Raw genomic sequence first — 21,706 nt, forward strand, 5'->3', positions numbered from 1 at the left:
ACCTTTTCGTTATAAAGAACGATCAAAAAAAACTTAAAAAAAACTTGACGATATTGCCCCAAATTAAACACATTTCAGATTTGTGAATAACAAATTGCGTCGAAGTTCCTTAGCCATTGGCTTGGGCGAATGTATCCCAATTATTCGCCCAAAGTTATCCAAATATTTATCCACTGATTTTGTGGATAAGTCACCCCTAGTTATTCACAACCCTTTAATATGCGCCCTTATTCACTGGAATTAACAAGCGCTTTATCAAAGTGTTAAGAACCAAACCTAAAGTCAAAAAACTAAGCAACGGTAGTAGAACCCATAGCCAAGGATGTGCATTAGGTGTTAATTCAAAGCCCCATTTCATCAGGCTTGCGACACTAGCTTCAGCACCAAAGCTCGCAATCACACCAGCTGTAACCGCCATTAAACCAAATTCACACCACAGAGTATTTGAAATTCGTTTCTTTGAGGCTCCAAGCGTTCGATACAATCGAATTTCTTGTTGTCGTTGTGAGAGACTCAATCTTAGAAGCGTAAAGATGAGCATTAATCCAGCCAGAACGCCAAGACCAGCTAAAACAGTAATTGCCCATACAATTTGGCTCAAAAGCTCCTGAATCTTAGCACCCATTGTACTGATATCCATCACGCTAACTGTTGGGAATGAGCGAGACAACGTCGTTAAGAATGGTTTATTCTCTTCATCAATTCTGAAGCTAACTAAGTAAGTTGATGGGATACTCGCCAAAACATCCGGTGAAAATATAAAGTAAAAGTTCGGTTTCATCTCTCGCCACTCTACGTAACGAACAGAATCGACCTTGGCTTCAACCGTAACACCGTTAATCACAAAGCTCAGCGTATCTCCTATCTCAAGCCCTAACTCAGCCATAACTTCTTGTTCGACCGAGACAGACCCTTTGCCGACCCAACTTCCTTCCAATAACTCATTATGTGCAGGAATCTGATCTGCCCACGTAAAGTTCAATTCTCGGCTTAGTGCATCTGTCTCTTCTTCGGAACCTATTTTTTCCAATACATAATCTTTGGCGAGAACATCATTAATCGTACTTACTCGCCCACGTATTATGGGATAAGCCTCAGACCTCTCCTGTACGTTTCCATCAAGAGTTTCAAGATAATCATCAATTTCTGTAGATGCGATGTTTAACGCAAACACATTTGGGGCATTTTCAGGCAGAGTTTGCTGCCAGTCGCTAAGTAAATCTGTTCGTACCAACCAAATAATAGATAGCAGCATCAGAGACAACGCTAGTGCAGCAAACTGAACGCCACTTGCCACACTTGTGCGGTTAAGTCGGCTAACTGCAAGTTTCATTGTTGTGTTCATTGGTAACTTTGCGACAAGTCGTGTTATTAACGTGCTGGCTATTCCAAGCAATACAAACAGCACAACGATACCAACTAACACCATCCACACCATTAGATTACCGCCATAGACTATCAGCATTGGAATCACAGGAACTAAAAGCAATAACAACGATTTTTTACTAATAGACTTAGTAGATTCCTGCATTACGCTTAGTGCGGGAGTGTTCAGTAAATGCAATAGCGGTATTCCAAGTGCAGGTACGCTAATCAGGACACATGTCACCACAGAATATAGGTAAGGTGCTGAACCGTATGAAGGTAATGGATCCGGAAGCAAATCACCCATGGGTAAACGGAGCAGCACTTCCAAGCCGATACCAATGGCAATGCCGAAAGTGATTCCGATGGCAAACAACACACCTAACTGAACCCACAACCAACGCGCTATCCAGTTTTTGCTCGCCCCAATACTTTTTAACATCGCAATAGTCTGGCGTCTGTTGGCCACATAGTGTTGGCAAGTTAATACGAGCGTCGTTGCGGCCATCAAAATAACAATAGCGACGGTTAGAGAGAGATATTGCTTAGTTCGAGTGAATACGTCGGAAGTTCGGCTTTGAGTATTTTCCGTCAGCCATCTATCACTTGGAGTTAATTCTGTATCATCAACAATTTTTTGGATTGCAGCTGCGTCACCGTTAAGAAACAGCCGGAATTGAACACGGCTACCAACCTGTAATGCGCCGGTTTTATCAATGTCGGCTGAATTGATCATCACAGAGGGCATTTGCTGAAACGGATTAAAAGACAAACCGGGTTCTTCGGTAATGATGCCTGAAACTTTTAAATCTGCATCCCCTATCGTGACAACGTCACCCACCTTGGTACCAAGCTGATCTTGCACACGTGGCTCTATCCATAACTCACCGGGACGGACCGAAGAACGAACACCTTCTTTACCAGTTAAAATCAGTTCTCCACGTAAAGGGTACTCGTCGCCAACCGCTTTAACCGTTACCAATTGCATGTCTTCTTCGCTAAATGCCATGGTGGCGAATCGCGTTAAATTGGTTGTTTGTAGATTTTGTTTTGACACTTGTTCTAGCAAATGATCAGGAATTGGATTGGCGGATACAAATACAGAGTCGGCGGTTAAAGCATCTTTCCCTTGTTTAACTATGACCTGCTCCATCCTGTCTGCAAGTGCGCTGAGGGCAAAAATACAGGCAATGATAAGCGTTAATGCGGCTGAAATCGGCCAAAGCTGACCTTGTTTGATTTCTCTAATGCTCCAGCGAAACAATTGTCGATTAGGCATTTTGAGTTTAGGGGTGGCAACTGGGGTTTGCACTTCTTCCATTATGCCACCTCCAAATGACCTGCTTGCATGTGGAACGTTCTATCACAACGCTTTGCAAGCTCAGGATCGTGTGTGACAAGCACTAACGTTGTGCCGTGTTGCTTGTTCATCTCAAACAGTCGCTCAATAATATTTGCAGCAGTATGTTGATCAAGGTTTCCTGTGGGTTCATCAGCAAACAGAATTTTAGGTTTGATCATGAAGGCTCTAGCTAAAGCAACACGCTGTTGCTCACCACCTGAAAGTTGAGTTGGGAGATGATTTTCTCGATGGCTCAACCCTACAGACTCTAACAATGAGCGAGCTCGGTCTGTATCCTCATCTTCACCTTTTAGAAGGCAAGGTAAAGTGACATTTTCTAATGCTGTTAAACTCGGAATCAGAAGAAAACTTTGAAATACAAAACCCACCGTTTCGCTACGAAGTGCAGCGCGTGCTTCATCGTCAAGTTTGGTTAAAGGCTTATCAAGTAACGTAATTTCCCCTTCAGATGGCGTATCTAAACCCGCGAGTAACGTCATTAACGTCGACTTTCCTGCACCAGATGTACCTACGATGGCGACGCTTTCGCCACGACTAATTTCCAAATTTACGTTTTCAAGGATTGTTAAATGTTCTTGATTAGTAGTAACTTGTTTAGAAACTGATTCAGCTCTTATAACGGATGATGGCATGTTGCGTTTCCTTTCGATCTTATTATGTGTTTTATTTTCTAACACGACGTTTAGTCAAACTTTACTTATTTTGGGCGATAGCTTGAGTGCAGGCTACCAAATGAAGGCTGAGCAAAGCTGGCCGTCTCTACTATCTCATTCATTGAGTGAACACAACCTGAATGTCACTGTCGTTAACAGCAGCGTTTCTGGCGATACAACGGGTAATGGACTTGCCAAACTATCGGGTTTATTAGGCACGCATTCCCCAGATTGGGTTTTGATAGAGCTCGGGGCTAATGACGGTTTACGTGGATTCCCACCTAAAACGATCACTAAAAACCTAAGAGAGCTGATTGAAATCAGTGAACAATCTGGCGCAAAAGCACTGCTAATGCAAATTCGTGTTCCACCCAATTATGGCATGCGCTATAGCAATATGTTTGCTGCTATTTATGAAGACCTCGCTCATGAGTATAAAATTCCTTTGCTTCCATTCTTTTTAGAGCAAGTTATCTTAAAGCCTGAGTGGATGATGAGTGATGGTTTACATCCTAAGCCGGAAGCACAACCCTGGATTTCGGACTTTGTAGCACAAGAAATTGCACCTTTTCTAAAAAATGACACCGCAATCGAATAGTTTGCTGTTCTAGCTCAATTGAATATACCCATCATTAGTGTAAGGTTATGCGGTTACGATAATAATTAGGACCAAGACATGCAGAACAAGCCAGTGATTGATGGTGTCGTTGCCCGCTCAGCAAACCCTGAAGGTTGTCAGACTGCTGTAAGTAAGCAAATTGACACTGTTAAGAAATCATTACCAATAAATACTACGCCTAAACGTGTACTAATTTTGGGCGGCTCATCCGGTTTGGGTTTAGCCGCAAGAATCGCTCTGACGTTTGGTGGTGCAAAAGCAAATACCATTAGTGTTTCGCACGAACGTGCGCCATCGGATAATTTCACTGGAAGTGCCGGTTGGCATAACAACGTATATTTTGAGCAAGAAGCAAACAAAGAAGGTAGCGTAGCGGTTAATATCGCTGGTGACGCCTTTTCTTCGGAAGTTCGAGAGCAGGTTATAGAAGCGATTGAAACTTACTTTGAAGGCGAAGTCGATCTCATTATTTATAGCCTTGCGGCCGCTAAACGACGCAAAAACGACGAAGGTTTCTGGTACTCCTCAATTAAACCACTGAACGAAGCGGTTAAAGGTGCCTCAATACTACTGGAAGATGATTCTTGGGTTGAAAATACTGTAGAGCCTGCAAGTAACGAAGAACTCGAATCCACGGTTCGTGTTATGGGCGGTGAAGATTGGGAAAGCTGGATTGATACCTTAATTAATTCGGACTCAATCGCGATTGGATGTAAAACCGTTGCATTTTCTTACGTTGGCTCCGACGTCACCCACCCTATCTACCTTGATGGAACACTTGGTCACGCGAAAGTCGATCTTCATCAGACGAGTCATTCACTCAATATCAAACTTTCTCAATATCAAGGCGGCGCCTACGCTTGTGTTTGTAAAGCATTGGTTACCAAAGCTAGCGTTTACATCCCGACGTTCAGCCCTTATATCATTGCGCTTTACAAAGTAATGAAAGAAAAGCAAACGCACGAAGGCTGTATTGAGCAAATGCAACGACTGTTTAGAGAAAAATTGTATGTGAACAAAATTCCAGTCGATCCAGAGCGCCTGATCAGACTTGATGAGTACGAGTTAGATACAGATACCCAAATAAAGGTATCGGAATTGCTCAATGAGATGGATGCAACCAATTTCAAGCAAGTCGGAGACTATGCAGGCTTCAAATCTGATTTCCTAGAACTAAATGGCTACTAGTATTACAAATCCGGTTTTCATTTCGAATAAGCCATTCCCCATGTACTTTGGGAATGGCTTGTTTCTCTGAATTACCGCTGCACAGTAAAAACACACAATCCATTTATAAATTGAAGCAAAATGCTCAGATCTTGATCCCAAACTTCCGCTTTGTGCTGAAAGCGCGATGAAAAAATGGCGTACTGACTCTATTTTGCGACAATCCATCATCTAATACGTTGAACCTGAATCCTGCGTCATATACTGATCGTAGTTAGGATGAAGAAAATTCGGGAACGGAAAGGATTCCATGTCAAAAATCGACGTTAGTCAGATTGAAATTCCAGCTTACATGCAAAAAAGCTGGCAACAAATCGTAAATTTGGTTGCGGAGTTATCCGACGTACCCTCTGCACTTATCATGCAAGTGCATCGGCATTCTATCGAAGTGTATAAAGCTTCAGAGTCAACCAATACCCCCTATAAAGAATCGGAATGTGAACCTTTAGACGGTAAACTATATTGTGAGACCGTCATTAAAGAACAACGCTCTCTCACCGTGCCAAACGCATTGAAAGATCCCAAATGGGCAAATAACCCTGATGTTAAGCTAGGAATGATTGCTTATCATGGAATTCCATTAAATTGGCCAAATGGCGATCCATTTGGCACCATGTGTATTCTTGATAATAAAGAAAACCACTTTTCTCCCACGATTAAGTCACTTCTCGACTCATTTCGAGAGTCTGTAGAGTCGCAACTTGCCCTGATTTATCAACAGTATCAATTGGAACAAACCAATCGAGAGTTACGCAACCGAGTTCAAAGCCGAACACAAGATCTTGCCAGCTTGAATTTTTCGCTTGGAACGGAGATTGATCGCCGTAAAGCAGCAGAACAAAAAGTTCTTTACCAACAATCCCATGATTTAGGTACTGGTTTTCTCAATAGGCTGGCTTTGATTGACGAGGCACAGACATTACTTGGCCAGATGAAATCAACAGACAGCACCCTCGCCTTTGTTCATGTTGGTTTTACAAACGGTCGTCGATTGTTAGCAAAGCATGGTTATGAAGTGTTTGATACTGTGCTTAAAGAGTATCGAAAGCGCGTTGGTTTCATCGATGTATTACATAGCATCACGGCTCGTACATCCACTATCGATCTCGTTTTCGCGCTTGAGATTGAAGAGTCGCAACACAACCTTGAATCGCTCTGTCAACGCTTAGTGGATATAGGTCAATCGGAATTTTTTATTAACGGTCAGCCACTTCATTTGCATGCATTCATTGGTGTCGCCACTTCATACGATGCAGATAACGCAAACTTAATGCTTAAGCACGCAGGTGAAGCAATGCTTGCTTGTAAAGATTCGGGCAAAAAATATGCGTTTTATGCCAATTCAAACATTACAACGCCCACCAACAATCAATTAGAAAGCTATTTACTGCAAGCGGTTAGAAATGACGATTTAACGCTTTACTTCCAACCAAAAGTATCGCCAAGGAACGGGTATTGGCTAGGAGCGGAAGCACTCCTTCGTTGGAACCACCCGGTACTGGGGCAAGTCTCAAACGATTCGTTGATACAACTAGCAGAAAAGAACGGCTTAATTTTTGAAGTCGGAAACTACGTATTAAGAAGCGCGATTCAGCGTGCCGCTGAGTGGACGAAGTACATGAAGGATTTTCGTGTTGCAATTAACGTCTCTGCGGTTCAATTGCGAGATCCAAACTTTGTCGAACAAATCGAACAATTACTTGATTATTATAAGCTTAATCCAAAATGTTTAGAGCTAGAAGTAACAGAAACCAGCTTAATAGCCGATGAGTTTCTCGCAGGGCAAACACTTCGTAAGCTTCATGGGCTAGGTGTTACGTTGTCACTAGATGATTTTGGTACGGGTTATTCTTCTTTCAGTTATCTTAAGAAATACCCATTTGACTGCATTAAAATTGATAAAAGTTTTATCAATCAAATTTCCGGTAGTGAGCAAGATAAAGAAATTATCCGCTCTATTATTCATGTGGCTAAGAAGCTCAAATTGAAAGTGGTTATGGAAGGTGTGGAAAGCCACGATCAAGAACAGTTCATCCTTGATGAAGGCTGCGATTATGTTCAGGGATACCTCTATGGCAAACCCATGAATACCCATGAGTTTGAAAATAGTCTCATCACCAAAAAGTTTAACGGTCAACGTATCGCGGCAAGGCATTGAAGAACGTTATAGAATTGAAGAAGGCTATACGGTCAGACAACTTAGCAATTAGCACCTAAAACCATGGATACGTGAGCTAATATATCGGTCAAAAAGACATTTTTATTGTCGCGCACTTTCAAGGTCGCATCTTTACATGTTTTGGGTATAATCTCCGCCCACTCCAATCTAAATAGTGACTTCTCGAATGGATCAACTGATCGCATTACTTAAAACAATTGAAAAACAAAACTATCGCAGTTACCAGAAAATTAAAGGCAGTTACGATTTCGGAGATTTTGAGTTGTTCATTGATAGTACTCAAGCCGATCCATTTGCTCCTGCCTCTAGAGTTCGCGCTTTCCGTCAGTGGTCTTTAACAGGTTTAGAGTGGTTAAAAGAAACATCACCGGCATTCCAACGAGCAGCACGAGATTTTATTGCTCGATCTTTTGCTCACTTTGCAGCGCAAGAAAACAACGTATTCATCGCGTCGACGGGTCAAACGGTTTTGGACCATACTTCCGTTGTATTCACCGAAGAAGGAATAGAGCTTCGATTTAGAGTTGACCTCCCTGCAGATGGGCGCACAATTCTTGGTAAGAAAGCGATCAATATTCTTACGTTTTACTTACCAAAGTTTATCCGCAAAGCCACTCTACACAGAGAGCTCGATATTGACCGTCTTAAGCAGCACTGCGAAATTATTGAAGACCAAGTCGCACTAAGAAAACAGCTTTCTGAACACAACTTGATGGCGTTTGTAGGTAACGGCAGCGTATTGCCTCGTAAAGCGGGCAACAGTGATTTACCTATGCAAGACGCGGTTGAATTCTCTTCTCCAGAATCACTCACTATTGAGTTAGATACGCCAAACTCCGGAAAGATAAAAGGCATGGGCATTCCAAAAGGCATCACTCTCGTTGTTGGTGGTGGTTTTCACGGAAAGTCTACCCTATTGAACGCTGTCGAACGTTCTATTTATGACCATATCCCTGGTGATGGGCGTGAGTATGTTGTCGCTGATGAAAATGCAATGAAAATACGCGCTGAAGATGGTCGTTGCGTGCACAATTTAAACTTATCGAATTACATTAATCACTTGCCGCAGGGTCGTAGTACAGATGAGTTTTCTACTCAAGATGCTTCCGGTTCCACTTCTCAGGCAGCTTGGCTCCAAGAGTCCATTGAATCTGGCGCAACTGCTCTACTGATTGATGAAGATACTTCCGCAACCAACTTCATGATCCGTGACGAACGTATGCAAGCGCTCGTTAGCAAAGGGGAAGAACCCATCACTCCTTTAGTGGATCGCATCGGTCAGATCCGTGATGAGCTCGATATATCCACCTTGATCGTAATGGGTGGCTCTGGTGATTACCTAGACGTTGCCGATACCGTCATTCAAATGCACGACTACCAAGCAGTCGATGTAACTGAAAAAGCAAAAGAAGTGATCAAACTGCATCCGACACAGCGTGTTCAAGAAGCGACTGAAGCGCTCGCAACGTTCTCTGAACGCTCATTTAATTCAAAATCACTGCAAGGTATTTTGGCTGAAGGTAAGTTCCGTGTTGGTTCGAAAGGAAAGGCACGTTTGAGGTTTGGTAAAGAACAAGTGGATCTACAAGCGCTTGAACAAATTGAGTCTGAAAGCCAAATTAACGCTATTGGATGGGTGTGGTTTCAATTTGCTCAGCTTCCTAGCTGGTCAAAGTATCCAGCAAAAGATCTAGCAAACATGATTAAGGAAGATAGTTGGTTTGATGCCATGCCAAAACATGGTGACCTAGCAAAACCACGAGTGATTGATGTCATGGCGGCACTAAACCGCATGAGGCAATCCCAGTTTAAAGCCGCTAAATAGCCTGAGCAACTCTCACTTTAAACTGGTTACTGATTGTGTGTATACTCAAACGACCTCGATAGGTCTGTTTGAGTATCACTTAGCTTGTCTGTATCTCAGTCAAAAACATATCTATGTTGTAGCCAAAAACAAAGGAGCCATATGGCTCCTTAATTGTATCTTTATCGAATTGTTTTGATATCGATACTCAACTACATCCCAGTAAGCGGGATAAAATAGACCAATGCAGACCAAGCAAAAATCCATACACACACCATTACGGTGTCTAGCCAGTCTCTACTCCACATATGGTACTCTCCCAATGCATAAAATAAGTGATGCTCATGGCTAACTCGTAGCCGGCAGTGAATCATCTCTCGCATTGATAGAAGCAAAATACAGACCAACTGTTTAATTTCTGATCAAATAAATACTGTCGGGTCAGATTGAACGAGGTCGATCAGGCAATCTGCCATAGAGTGAGTTGACACAAACCCCTGATCTTCCATCTTAAGAATGGCGTCATAACCTTCCTTACCTTTCATAGTGTAAGCAGTTGAACAGCCACGATAAATTATTTCATCTTCAACGTTTTTCCAACCCTGAGCATGACCAATCATTAGCTTAGTAATACGGTGTCCCATTGGCGCATCCACATCGTATTCAAAACACAGATTATGTGTGTATGGGTAACTACCCGACCCTGTGCCAATCACGCCATTACTAAGTGCGTTATTGATAGCACCTTCAAGCATCTCTTTGAGATACTTGCCTTTTATGTCGTAATAGCCCACCGGTATGGCAAACGGCAACAATTTTCCTGCCACTTCATCTACGGTAATTTTGCCGCTTGGAAGCGAATTCCTAACTCCACCAGCGTTATGAATAGCAAACTCAACATTATGGCCATCGTTATTCATCACGGTATAAAACGAACGACAAACTATTGGCGCTAGTTCGCTGGGACCCTCTTCATCTGGGATGCGGACGTGACGATAAACTTTTGACGCTTCTCCAATCACTCTTGCTCTAATCTCGTTCACTTGTGGGCGATATTTGTCGTCAAGAATCGACTTTACTGCCTGATCTTTCGTGCAACGAATAACGTTAGGATGTGTATAAATTACCGCTTGAGTTTTATCGTATACTGAATCGTCTACAAGTTCGTCTAGGCTGGCATCCATAGCTAACCTACGTCCAACTAGAAGCTCATTCTTACCGTCAAATCGAGCGATAGTGCCATCTTCATTAAAATCGATTTCACAATGGCCCATAAATTGAGCGTAGCATCCAGCTTGTACAATTCTTGTGTTGTTGATTAGCAAGCCGTAGTCATCGTGCTTAGTTAGACCTATGTCAGTGAAGTCTCCTTGCAGCACATGCGAATGACCACCAATAATCAAACTGATCCCTTCAACATCTGCTGCCAACTGTTTGTCGTCTTCGTACCCTAAATGGCTTAATAGGATAATTTTATTGATCCCTGACGAACGAATCGCATCAATCGTTTGCTCGGCAACCATCTTTGCATTCAAAAACGGCGTATCTGGATCTGGGTTTGAAATGTCTGCCATTTTATCGAGAGACAAACTGAATACGGCGATTTGCTCACCGTTGGCATCAAATGTTAACCAACTGCCTTGCTTTGCGTTTTTGTTGTACGAATGCAGGTTTTGCTTAGTGCGTAATTGATTAGGTTTATTACACTCGGCGGATAGATCCCAGTTACTCGCAATCATAGGAAAATTGATATTGTCGAGAAAATCAGCAACTGGCTCGTTCCCCATATCCAATTCGTGATTCCCTACCACCATTGCATCTGGCTCTAAGGCACTGAGCATTTCGGCATTGGCTCGTCCTTTAAACAAAGAAAAGTAAAGTGTTCCCTGAAAACAATCACCGGCATGCAAAAACAAGAAGCGGCGATCACTCTCGATCGCCGTTTTTCTAATTTGTTGTAACCGGTTTGAAATGCGAGCAAAGCCACCAACGCTGATAAAAGGAGAAACTTGCCTTCCGTTGATGTTTAAGTGAAGTTGAATGGTACTTGGCTCGAAATAAGAATGTGTGTCGTTGATGTGTGCGATCGTTATCGACGCTTTTTTATTTTGATTTTTCATTGTTTTATCTTACTGACCTTTTTGCCATTCTATCATAGCCCTACCTGAATGACATATTAATGAATCATTGAAGGATCGGCGCTAAGTGTTTGTTTATTAAATACTGTGATCCTATTACCGCTTAAACTTAACGAAATGGTATAAGCTTAAAACATAGTTCAAGAAGACCTTTTGGTATGTATGCAGTTAGAAAGAATTGAGATAGCTGGCTTTCGTGGGATTAAACGTTTGTCCCTTACGTTTGATGAGCTTACAACGCTTGTAGGGGAAAATACTTGGGGTAAATCCTCACTTCTTGATGCACTCTCTATCGCCCTGCCTAGTGACTGTGTGCCTTATGAATTTGTCATGCAAGATTTCCATGTTGACTACTCAATTGCAGAGCAACAAACTCAACATCTACAAATAGTGTTGAGTTGGAAAGCCAGTTTCTCTGGTGAAGAACAAGCCGGACGCTATCGTAAAATAAAACCGGTATGGATAACTGATGACGAAGGCACTAAGCGAATAATATATCGATTAAGCGCCACACGAGATCTCTTTAAAATCACCACCAACTATATGTTTTTAGACGCATCTGGCAATCAACTGCATTTACACCATGCGTATAAACTTGCTCAAGAATTGATGGCTCTTCACCCCGTTATACGTTTGAAAGATGCAAGGCGACAAATCACGAATAACACCCAAAATGAAATCAACTCCCGAGCAGAAAAGCGGATTGAAAATACCTCAAGACGCTTATTAGCCATGCCTGGGCATGTGAACAAAGGGGAAATGCGCAGTAGTTTAAATTCCATGCAAAACCTTGTTGAACATTACTTTAATGTACGTGGACAAACCCGCGGAAATCCAAGACGACAGCGCGATAGAATTTTCTTTGGGAGTACAAACCAAAACGACAAAAATGCGCTTATGGAGTTGGCAGATAAAACCAATAACAAACAGACGCGCTTGCTACTTATGGGTCTACTGAGCGCGTATCTACAAGCAAAAGGTCCGGCTGATTTAAGGCGTTGCGCTCGCCCCATACTGATTATTGAAGATCCAGAAGGACGCCTACACCCTACTCACTTGATACGTGCTTGGAGCATCTTTCAACTATTGCCGATGCAAAAGATCATCACAACCAACAGCGGCGATCTTCTTAGCGCTGTACCTTTAAGTACGATTAGGCGACTGACTCGACATTCCGACCGAACAGTTGCGCATTCAATTTCGAATAAAAAGCTAACCGCAGACGAACTACGAAAAATCGGATTCCATATACGCTTTCACCGCTCTAGTGCTTTATTTGCGCGGTGTTGGCTTTTGGTTGAAGGAGAAACGGAGGTTTGGCTTTTCAACGAACTGGCACGACTTCTCGATTACAACTTAGCCGCTGAAGGCGTTCAAATTATTGAGTTCGCGCAATCTGGTTTGAAATCTTTAGTAAAAGTCGCGCAATCGTTCAATATCGATTGGCATGTCGTCACCGACGGCGATGCCGCTGGCAAGAAATACTCTGCATCGGTACGCAGCTTACTCAACCACGAACAAGAGCGTCACCGCTTAACCGAGCTTCCAGACAGAGACATCGAGCATTTCCTATACGCCAATGGATTTGAACCCTTTTTTCGTTCCCTTGTAAAAATCCCGATGGATCATCAAATTCCAGCCAAAAAAGTCATTGCGCGTGCTCTTAAAAAATACGCTAAACCCGATTTGGCTCTCGCCATTGTCAGTTACTGCGAAGATAACGGTACAGATAAAGTCCCATTACTGATTCGTTGGACCTTAAAACGAGTGGTTTCGTTAGCAAATGGAAATCGCTAGTGGGCGTCTTGCTTGGTCAGGTTTAGGTATTGGTGAAGTCGCTCGCCGCTCGCTTTCATTAAATAGCCAAATACTCCCCCCAACAAAAGTGATGGCACAACGAGTTGCCAGTTACCATTTGCAGCGAAAGTTGCACAGCAGCCAATGAACGTGCCAGGAATATAACCCAACCAGCTTTTCTTAGCTTGTATACACATGAAAAATGCAACGATAGACGTGACGGCGTAACCGATAATTTCTAGGCTCAAGTAGTCTGATAAGGTAATTATTACCATTGCCCAGAATACGCCAGATAAATTTGTAAGGAGAGAAGCACCAAGACCTTTTACACCGTCTTGTGGAGAAGCAAAGTAACTCGTGCAGCCAAGAAAGCCAGCCCAACTTAGTAAACCTAAAGCGACAGATAGCCAACCCCAGATACCGGAAAGAATGCCAGTTGTAAGTGCAATGGCAAATAGAACACTCATTGAAAAACCTGTATTGCAGTCAAAAAGAGATGTTATATAAACCGAGCAACATCGAATACGATCTAACTCACATTTATATATAGCGGGAAGGTGTGTATTACATAGAAATGTTAATGCAATCGATTTTATTGATGACGGCTATCATGTGTACCTATATGGAAATCGACTTAGCGGTGCACTACACCTGTGGTAAACCACCGGAGTGCATTGGAGTTAGAAAAACGACCACTCGGGTCGCTTTATCAATATACATAATTTAGCGTTTCTTTTAACGCTGACTTACCTCGTTGCTATTGAAGAACCGTCACTACAAAAATGACGGTTTATTCTTCATCATACGAAGACCTTCTCTCTTAATACAGTCCAGAAGTGGGTTATCAACCATGTCTGCCCGCCAAACAAAGGACAGCGTTCTTTCCATTTTCAGTTCTGGCACATTAAGCGCTACCAATTGACCAGATTCTATGAACCGCTCAACGTCAAGATAAGGTAGACAAGTAAGGTAAGGGCCATTTGCAACCATGCTTCGCAATACAGGTACGTGTTCGTATTCGCGCCAAACGTCTAAATCGGCAATTAAATTGTGAATGTTGCTATCAAAAACTTTTCGAGTACCAGATCCATGCTCTCGCAGTACCCATTTCGCCTGTTCGAGTTGAGCAAGGCTGACTTTATCTCGTTGGGCAAAGGGGTGATGAGCAGCAGCCACAACAGTCAGGTGGTCTCGGCACCAAATTTCCTGATGGATTCTATTGTCGTCGCAACGTCCCTCTATCACGCCTAAGTCGTATTTGTAATCCAAAACGCCCTCAATAACACTGCGTGTACTTTTCACTTTTAACGATATTCGCATCTCAGGAAAATCGTTATCAATAATACTGATAAGGTCTGGAACGAGATGTTCCGCAGGTGTTTGACTTGCACACAAGCGAACCTCACCACTTAATAAATGCTGATCAAAAAAGCCCAGTTCTATCTGCTGCGCATCTTGTAAGAGCTTTTTTGCTTTAGGACGAAGCCAAGTACCCCAATGCGTCAACATCATTCTTTTACCTTGTCTCTCAAACAAAGGGCGACCGAGCATTTTTTCAAGTTGAGCTAGAGACATACTTGTTGCGGACTGAGTTAATGAAAGATGATCTGCAGCTTGGCTAACACTTCCGGTGTCTGCCACTGCATCAAAGACTGCCAACTGTTTTAGTGAATAGCGCATAGATTTCCTTTTGAAATTCTTATCACCCCATATGACCGCAATAGCAAATATTCTGAACTAGAGGGTATTGGGGTTTCTTTTTTTGGTCATTTTACATGCATCTAAACTCTTATCAATAAAACTGATAAGGATCCTGAAAATTATCAATTTTTATCTGCTAACTAATCTCCCTATTCTGGATGTGAGCCATGCAACTACCGCATGAAGCCACATAGGAGAACACGCCATGAACACGAGTCTAAGGAGCAAATATGCATGCACCTAACTCTCTAAACAAACCCATAAATACCCCACCAGAGATGATGGGAGAAGCGGAAAAATATGCACTAAACAAAACGGCTAAGTCCACCAGCACAACGATTTATCTTGCCATGATGGCAGGCGCTTTCATCGGACTGGCTTTTCTATTTTATATAACAGTGACAACGGGTAGCGAAGGCGCTGCTTGGGGGTTGAGCAGGCTAGCAGGCGGAATTGCATTTAGCCTCGGTTTAATACTCATTGTACTTGGTGGAGGCGAACTGTTTACCAGCTCGGTACTGTCTGCCATTGCATTAGCGAACAAGCAAATATCAGTAAGTAAAATGCTTGCGACCTGGGGAAAGGTTTACATCGGCAATTTTCTTGGTGCGATGTTTTTACTCGGATTGGTTGCTGCTGCTGGTTTATATCAGCTCGATCACGGGCAATGGGGACTTAATGCGCTGAATATTGCTCAACACAAAGTTCACCATACGCCGCTACAAGCTTTCTCTCTCGGTGTTCTTTGTAATCTTTTGGTTTGCTTGGCTATTTGGCTTTCATTTTGCGCGACTAATGCGGCTACCAAAGCAGCCATGCTTGTTCTTCCTGTTGCCATGTTTGTTAGCAGCGGGTTTGAGCATAGCGTAGCCAACATGTTTATGGTGCCACTGGGTATGGCTATTAAAGCATTCGCTTCGCCGGAGTTTTGGACTCAAGTAGGTGTTACACCAGGACATTACGCCGATTTGAATTGGATTCAATTCATCACTGCAAACCTAATTCCCGTCACTCTTGGCAACATTGTAGGAGGAGCGGTACTTGTCGGGCTTACAAATTGGTCGATTTACACAAGACCACAGCTTAAAGCCGCTCAAATTCACCCAATTACAACAACACAAACAACGTCTTCGCTTAAGGATTCCACTATGAACAGTAACGTAACAGTAAAAGAACTCATCACCCTTCCTTCTTTATCGCTTCCTGCGGATATGCCAACGGTAGATGCTGTCGACATATTGCTTGATTCTGGTCTTCAAGGTGCAGCCGTAACGGATAAAAATGAAAGACTTGTGGGTTATTTTTCCATACACGATGTGTTGGTTGATTTATGGTGCCAAGACTACATACCAGCTAAAGATCAAAAGGTCGTAGATTTAATGACAAGAGACGTACTCGCATTAGACGCAAGCGATTCGCTTATTAACGTGGCAGAGTATGTGTGTATTGATAAAAACCAGCTTTATCCGACCACAAGTATGGGTATCGCCACAAGCTTCAGCAGCCTTTCTTTAGAAGAACGAGCTAAAGCGATGAAAGTGAACAAACCTAAGTGTTACCCTATTCTTGAAGGCGACAAATTTATAGGCACCGTTACAAGAATGGATGTCATGAAAGCGCTTAGAACGGTTTACGGTGAGCGCGAAAGTAAGCAGGAATCACATTTAGAAATTGCTTAAATTATGATCCGCGCAAAAATAGATATAGAAATATAGAAAGAAACACTTAAAACAATGCCCCCATTAGCAAATAATCTAATGGGGGCATCAAATTTATTCGAAGCGATTTAATTACTTACGAATGCCTTCAACATGAAGTTCTAGGTCTACGTAGCTAGACGCACCCATTACCGCGATGTCGAAATCTTTAAGCTCTAGGCGAGTTGTACCAACAAAACCTGCACGGTAACCGCCCCACGGGTCTTTACCTTCGCCAATGAAGTCTGCATCGATAGTGATTGGATTGGTTACACCGTGAAGTGTCAACTCACCTTCAATCGCCATTTTGCCGTTGCCTTTATCCATCACTTTTGTGCTTTTGAAAGATGCTTGAGAAAACTTACCAGTGTTAATGAAATCAGAGCTACGTAAATGCTTATCACGCTCCGCATGGTTTGAATCTAGGCTTGTAGTGTCGATCACAACGTTAACTTTAGATGCAGAAACGTTGTTTGCATCGTATGAAAAGTCACCGCTGAAAGTGTTAAAGCGACCTTGGATAAAGCTGTAGCCAAGATGCGGAACTTTGAAGTTTACTGAGGCGTGTGCGCCTTTAGTATCAATATTGTAATCCGCTGCGCTTGCACCGAATGGCAAAGCCATTGCTAAAGCTAGCCCTGTGGCGAAAATCGATTTTTTCATTTTGAAACTCCTATCATTTTGCGTAGCGTGTCATCTTTGTCGATGAAGTGATGTTTAAGTGCAGCCGCAGCGTGAATTGCCACCAATCCTATTAAAGCGAAAGCCGCGTAATAATGGATCGTTCCTGCAATGTCGGGTTGATTGGCAAATAACTCCCCCATTGAGGGCACAACAAACCAATCGAATACTTCTATCCCACGACCGTCTGCCGTTGAGATCAAATAGCCTGATGTAAACAATGTGAACAGCAATAAGTACATCGCAATATGAGCTAACTTCGCTGCCAAAACCTCATATGCCTTGCCTTCAATAGAAGGATGGGCACTCAGATGTTTCCAAACCAAGCGAAACAACGTCACAAAAGCCAAAATCAAACCAATTGATTTATGCCAGTACGGCGCTGTTCTGTACCACTCACTATAGTAAGTTAGGTCAACCATCCATAAACCAACACCAAACAGCCCAAAGACTGATAGTGCAGAAACCCAGTGTATGACTCTTGCAGTTAGCGAATAGTTTTTTGGATTGTTGCTCATTATGTTACTCATTATCATTATTTACCCAACTATGTGGGTTATGTTTGCATTTGTGTTACCAAACCTTGGTTAGGTGCAACGAAGTATTTACCAAAAAGCACTTATCAAAAAGTAGTACAAACTGATTGACTCATTCGAAAAATTTGAACAATTTTAGGTGAACTATTAGAAATGAAGATGGTCGATACAAAATTTACAGTGTAAAAACGCGAAACGATCCAATTTTAATTATTATTTTTCAATGCCATACAACTCATCATCGATATCTGCGACTTTCCTTTCAATAACAGTCCTTGCATCAGTTAATGCTTGGTTATAAATCGCTGGTCCAGCTCTGCTAATGAAAAAGTCGAGTAAAAACTCTGCTTCAAATTGCCCTGCCTCGGTATCCAGTTCGTTTAATAAATACTCTTGAAGCTCTTCTACGAGTTCGTTCTTCTTCTTTCTTTCAATCTTTATCTCTGACATAGCCGTATGAGTTCTCGGTGGTAGTGCAATGAAAGTTTTTATTACCTTAAAGGGTCTAAAGTATTAATACCCTCACTTCTAACAGAATTGGGTAGATACGCAACGAATTGTACCAACATCAGGAGTTCCTTATGCTAATCCGGATCGCAAAATCATGGCAGCTAAAAGATAATGACATTACATCAGAAACTGTCTATGAGGATCGCCGCCAAGTTTTAAAGAAACTGGGGATTCTTGCTGCCACAGCACCGATAGCTGGGACGGCTAATGCGGGTATTTTTGATGTGTTTAAGTCAAAAGAGGCGGATGCCATTGTCGATCCTCGCAAACCTCTGAAGTCTGTACCATCAAAATACAAAAATCGCACGCTTACGCTCACCCCTGAAGAAAAAATTCTGACTTACAATAACTTTTACGAATTCGGTACTGCAAAGCACCAACCTGCTGAAAATGCTAGAGGATTTAAAACAGATCCTTGGCAAATAGAAATCAGTGGTGAAGTTCATGAACCTTACACCATCGATTTTGCGGATATCTTAAATCAGTTTGCAATCGAAGATCGGTATTACCGGTTCCGTTGTGTTGAAGCCTGGTCGATGAACGTCCCATGGCTTGGCTTTCCGATTAGCAAGCTAATTGAAAAAGCGAAACCAAAAGGGAATGCAAAATACGTCGCTTTCAAGACACTTTACGATCCAGAAAGAATGCCTGGTCAGAAGTCCAGACGCATCGGAGGGGGGATAAACTACCCTTACGTTGAAGGCTTAACAATTCAAGAAGCGATGCACCCATTGGCTATTATGTCCGTTGGGCTTTATGGCAAAACCCTTGCCCCTCAAAATGGGGCTCCGTTACGTCTAATGGTGCCTTGGAAGTACGGTTTTAAGAGTATTAAATCAATTGTAAAAATCGTATTAACTGAACATCAACCCCCAACAACATGGAATCAGCTCGCAGCCCATGAGTACGGCTTTTATGCCAATGTAAATCCGCTAGTGGACCACCCTCGTTGGAGCCAAGCTTCCGAAAGGTTTATTGGCGAAGGCACTATTTTTAGTTCTTCAAGACAGGATACGTTGATGTTCAATGGTTATGAGGATGAAGTAGCCAAGCTCTACACTGGACTCGACTTGAACAGGAATTATTAATGACGCTGAGCAACACCCATATCATTGTTACTAAAGTACTCATTCATGTTGTTCAGTGGTTCTCGCTTCTTTGGTTATTCATGGCAGCAACCAACGGACACCTTGGCGCAGAACCGGTAGATGAAATCATTCATTTCACTGGAAAAGCTGCGCTTAACACCCTTATTGCGACCATGCTAATTACCCCTATTGTGCGATGGTTAAAAATTGGGCAGCTAATCAGAACACGGCGTTTACTCGGTGTATTTACCTTTATGTGGACCGCATTACATCTTTTGGCTTATGTTTCATTGGATCTCGGCTATCAATGGCTTTTGATAATCGATGAAATCATAACTCGCCCCTATCTCATTGTTGGAGCACTTAGTTGGATTATCCTTTTGCTTCTTACAGTTACATCAACGAAACAAGCGCAAAGAAAGTTAAAAAAAAGGTGGCAAGCTTTACATAATTGGGTCTATATCGCAGTCTTGCTGATACCGATCCATTATCTTTGGTCTGTTAAATCTGTAGGTATAGAACCCGTTTTATATCTAACATCTTCATTTTTACTACTATTATTTAGAAAAGATAAAGTAAAACGTTGGTTAGTTAAGTAAGGAGCCTTTGAGTTCTCCTTGCACTAGGAGAGCTCTGTTTGTTAAAAGATTTAGTCATCCAAGGATTGATTGATTTTCAGGAAGACTGCCTGAAATTATGCGAAAGCCATTACCCAACTGTGCATAATCGTGGCATGAGTGAGCATCATCTCGGTTTAGCGTTTGCTCGCAGAATGGCCAGTAAGTTCACAGAGTATGATCACCCAAATTACTTCGAATCCATAGAAAGTCTTCCTGTTCCTGACCAGCCTTTCCATTTCCGTGTGTCTTCAGACATTGGGACAGTTTGGGTGCATAGCCATCATTTAATGAGTGCCAGTAAAAGCTGTCGCGAAAATATGCTAAGAGACATAAATCAATGGCAAGCTGAATACGGGTACGCCATACAACCGAATGACCTATTAGTGGTTATTGCCGATCATTGGTTTACACGGGGAAAATGGAGCCGTGAAATCTTAAGTTGGTGGAATACTGAGCTTCCTAAGAACGTAAATGAGTACAAAGAACAAGGTGTCTTGCTATGGAATTCTGAGAGTTCAATCTATAAAGAGCTCGAACAGCGATTTTCTATCCGTCCTTGTTATCTTAGCTTTGCGCATCCTCTAAGAAAACCCAACACTAAAGACGCCATTCTGAAATACATACATCTCTACTCCATACTTGAATGGCACCGTTAAGCACAACTTGTAATTGAACTTTACTCAGCGACCTAAATGACATCTCTTTATGTCATCAAGTTTTAACACTACACAGTCAAGCTGAAATAAAACTTTTAAGCTGGCTGTGAAAAAACTAAAACGTTACCAATACGAACGCTACGCCGTTCTTTGCGAACTTGCATACCCACGTACTTTCAAACAAACCCGATACGGATTCGACCCAAATGGACAGCGCGTTGTTAACAACCGCTTTGGAAAAGTATTGATGCGTATTCTATGGAGTCGTGACAGCGATGAAGTGATCATCGTAATAAAAGGATCGCACAACCTTTGGGACTGGCTTCTAAACAGCGCCATGTGGCAAAAATCTTGCAGAAATTGGGGGCTTCACTACTCCATACACGCGGGGTTCCACTTCTTACTGAACCAAGAAAGCGCACCCGCACATAAGAAAGATACGCTTGGTCGTTCAGTAATAGAGCGCGTAGAAGATATAGTGAAACCATTAGTCCAAGAACATGGAAAAAGAATAAGCATCACAGGTCATTCGTCAGGTGGTGCGATAGGTAACGTCTTGGCTGACTATTTAGAGTCTCATTATCCACATTGTATTAAACGTGTGGTTACTTTTGGTCAACCCGCCGCTGGAAACTACCAATTTAAGAACCATTACAAACTGGCGAGGAGAACATACCGGGTTTGCTGTGACCTCGATATTGTAACATTTATGCCGCCCTTTCCTTTTATGTATTGGCACGTTGGTAAACTGTTATGGCTTTATAACGGAAAAATTTACGAAAATACTCCTACTGGGATCCGATTTTTACGGTCAATTCTAAGTTGGTTGATCCGCCCTTTCTCATACCATTTGATGAGAAAATATATTAGAAATAAAGACTTCTTTGATGAAAGATAAATAATTCGCATAGTATTTTGATCAAATATTGATCTTAAGATCTTTACAGGTAAGTTTTATGATCAAAATACAAAATGTGTTTATTTAATTAATGAATTGAGTATTTGTTACAATTTATATGAGAGCAACTTCTAAATTATATGTGAGCTTCGCTTGATATTTATACAGTTGTGC

18 protein-coding genes are annotated in these 21,706 nt (G+C 42.2%); 10 read left to right on the top strand and 8 right to left on the bottom strand.

Translation table 11 applies throughout. The features are described from left to right. Positions 1 to 214 precede the first annotated feature (214 nt). Both VPNCDNU1_RS21150 and VPNCDNU1_RS21155 read right to left on the bottom strand, forming a co-directional pair. Positions 215 to 2,686, bottom strand: a complete 2,472-nt coding sequence (locus tag VPNCDNU1_RS21150; RefSeq protein ID WP_104402173.1) for an ABC transporter permease — start codon at positions 2,684 to 2,686, stop codon at positions 215 to 217. Continuing rightward, positions 2,686 to 3,360 (bottom strand): ABC transporter ATP-binding protein, encoded by a 675-nt coding sequence (locus VPNCDNU1_RS21155; RefSeq protein ID WP_104402174.1) that lies wholly within the window; start codon positions 3,358 to 3,360, stop codon positions 2,686 to 2,688. Before VPNCDNU1_RS21155 ends, VPNCDNU1_RS21150 begins: the two co-directional genes overlap by 1 nt. On the opposite strand from VPNCDNU1_RS21155, the gene VPNCDNU1_RS21160 reads away from it, so the two are divergent. From VPNCDNU1_RS21160 to VPNCDNU1_RS21175, 4 genes are all read left to right on the top strand, one after another. After that, on the top strand, positions 3,359 to 3,979 hold the full coding sequence (locus VPNCDNU1_RS21160) for an arylesterase (RefSeq protein WP_104402175.1): 621 nt from the start codon (positions 3,359 to 3,361) through the stop codon (positions 3,977 to 3,979). The genes VPNCDNU1_RS21155 and VPNCDNU1_RS21160 overlap by 2 nt on opposite strands. Before the next feature lie 78 nt (positions 3,980 to 4,057). Beyond that, a complete protein-coding gene (gene fabV / locus VPNCDNU1_RS21165; protein WP_104402176.1) occupies positions 4,058 to 5,188 on the top strand; it encodes an enoyl-ACP reductase FabV in 1,131 nt (376 codons plus the stop codon). A gap of 289 nt (positions 5,189 to 5,477) precedes the next feature. Further along, on the top strand, positions 5,478 to 7,385 hold the full coding sequence (locus VPNCDNU1_RS21170; RefSeq protein WP_104402177.1) for a bifunctional diguanylate cyclase/phosphodiesterase: 1,908 nt from the start codon (positions 5,478 to 5,480) through the stop codon (positions 7,383 to 7,385). A gap of 187 nt (positions 7,386 to 7,572) precedes the next feature. Then, entirely contained in the window at positions 7,573 to 9,231 is a 1,659-nt protein-coding gene (locus tag VPNCDNU1_RS21175; protein WP_104402178.1) for an ABC-ATPase domain-containing protein, read from the top strand. A 401-nt stretch (positions 9,232 to 9,632) separates the two neighbouring features. Here VPNCDNU1_RS21175 and VPNCDNU1_RS21180 read toward each other — a convergent pair whose 3' ends face one another. After that, the gene (locus VPNCDNU1_RS21180; RefSeq protein WP_104402179.1) at positions 9,633 to 11,330 is read right to left on the bottom strand and encodes a bifunctional metallophosphatase/5'-nucleotidase; all 1,698 of its coding nucleotides are present in this window, start codon (positions 11,328 to 11,330) and stop codon (positions 9,633 to 9,635) included. Between the two features lie 180 nt (positions 11,331 to 11,510). Here VPNCDNU1_RS21180 and VPNCDNU1_RS21185 point away from each other — a divergent pair, with 180 nt between their 5' ends. Next, positions 11,511 to 13,145: an ATP-dependent endonuclease gene (locus tag VPNCDNU1_RS21185; RefSeq protein ID WP_104402180.1), complete on the top strand. Its 1,635-nt coding sequence runs from the start codon at positions 11,511 to 11,513 to the stop codon at positions 13,143 to 13,145. Here the strand turns inward: VPNCDNU1_RS21185 and VPNCDNU1_RS21190 are convergent. Then, positions 13,142 to 13,612 carry a DUF1097 domain-containing protein gene (locus VPNCDNU1_RS21190; RefSeq protein ID WP_104402181.1) on the bottom strand — a complete coding sequence of 157 codons (471 nt, stop codon included), beginning with the start codon at positions 13,610 to 13,612 and terminating at the stop codon, positions 13,142 to 13,144. The genes VPNCDNU1_RS21185 and VPNCDNU1_RS21190 overlap by 4 nt on opposite strands. Positions 13,613 to 13,919: 307 nt before the next feature. Next, entirely contained in the window at positions 13,920 to 14,825 is a 906-nt protein-coding gene (locus VPNCDNU1_RS21195) for a LysR substrate-binding domain-containing protein (protein ID WP_104402182.1), read from the bottom strand. 251 nt (positions 14,826 to 15,076) lie between these two features. On the opposite strand from VPNCDNU1_RS21195, the gene focA reads away from it, so the two are divergent. Further along, positions 15,077 to 16,525 (top strand): formate transporter FocA, encoded by a 1,449-nt coding sequence (focA, locus tag VPNCDNU1_RS21200; protein WP_104402183.1) that lies wholly within the window; start codon positions 15,077 to 15,079, stop codon positions 16,523 to 16,525. Between the two features lie 111 nt (positions 16,526 to 16,636). On the opposite strand, the gene VPNCDNU1_RS21205 is transcribed toward focA, so the two are convergent. The 3 genes from VPNCDNU1_RS21205 to VPNCDNU1_RS21215 all read right to left on the bottom strand — a co-directional run bounded on the left by VPNCDNU1_RS21205 (position 16,637) and on the right by VPNCDNU1_RS21215 (position 18,210). Continuing rightward, positions 16,637 to 17,206, bottom strand: coding sequence for a YceI family protein (locus VPNCDNU1_RS21205; RefSeq protein ID WP_104402184.1), 570 nt, complete (start codon positions 17,204 to 17,206; stop codon positions 16,637 to 16,639). After that, positions 17,203 to 17,742, bottom strand: coding sequence for a cytochrome b (locus VPNCDNU1_RS21210; RefSeq protein ID WP_104402185.1), 540 nt, complete (start codon positions 17,740 to 17,742; stop codon positions 17,203 to 17,205). The genes VPNCDNU1_RS21205 and VPNCDNU1_RS21210 overlap by 4 nt, the downstream gene beginning before the upstream one ends. Positions 17,743 to 17,973: 231 nt before the next feature. Continuing rightward, entirely contained in the window at positions 17,974 to 18,210 is a 237-nt protein-coding gene (locus tag VPNCDNU1_RS21215) for a DUF2164 domain-containing protein (RefSeq protein WP_104402186.1), read from the bottom strand. Between the two features lie 131 nt (positions 18,211 to 18,341). On the opposite strand from VPNCDNU1_RS21215, the gene msrP reads away from it, so the two are divergent. From msrP to VPNCDNU1_RS21235, 4 genes are all read left to right on the top strand, one after another. Further along, the gene (gene msrP / locus VPNCDNU1_RS21220) at positions 18,342 to 19,358 is read left to right on the top strand and encodes a protein-methionine-sulfoxide reductase catalytic subunit MsrP (protein WP_104402187.1); all 1,017 of its coding nucleotides are present in this window, start codon (positions 18,342 to 18,344) and stop codon (positions 19,356 to 19,358) included. Further along, positions 19,358 to 19,957, top strand: coding sequence for a protein-methionine-sulfoxide reductase heme-binding subunit MsrQ (locus VPNCDNU1_RS21225; RefSeq protein ID WP_104402188.1), 600 nt, complete (start codon positions 19,358 to 19,360; stop codon positions 19,955 to 19,957). The genes msrP and VPNCDNU1_RS21225 overlap by 1 nt, the downstream gene beginning before the upstream one ends. Positions 19,958 to 19,995: 38 nt before the next feature. Beyond that, positions 19,996 to 20,634: a hypothetical protein gene (locus tag VPNCDNU1_RS21230; RefSeq protein WP_104402189.1), complete on the top strand. Its 639-nt coding sequence runs from the start codon at positions 19,996 to 19,998 to the stop codon at positions 20,632 to 20,634. A gap of 106 nt (positions 20,635 to 20,740) precedes the next feature. After that, the gene (locus VPNCDNU1_RS21235; protein ID WP_104402190.1) at positions 20,741 to 21,532 is read left to right on the top strand and encodes a lipase family protein; all 792 of its coding nucleotides are present in this window, start codon (positions 20,741 to 20,743) and stop codon (positions 21,530 to 21,532) included. The last annotated feature ends 174 nt before the right edge of the window (positions 21,533 to 21,706 follow it).

Origin of the sequence: Vibrio penaeicida (assembly GCF_002933855.1) — a bacterium.
In the GTDB taxonomy this organism is placed as follows: domain Bacteria; phylum Pseudomonadota; class Gammaproteobacteria; order Enterobacterales; family Vibrionaceae; genus Vibrio; species Vibrio penaeicida_A.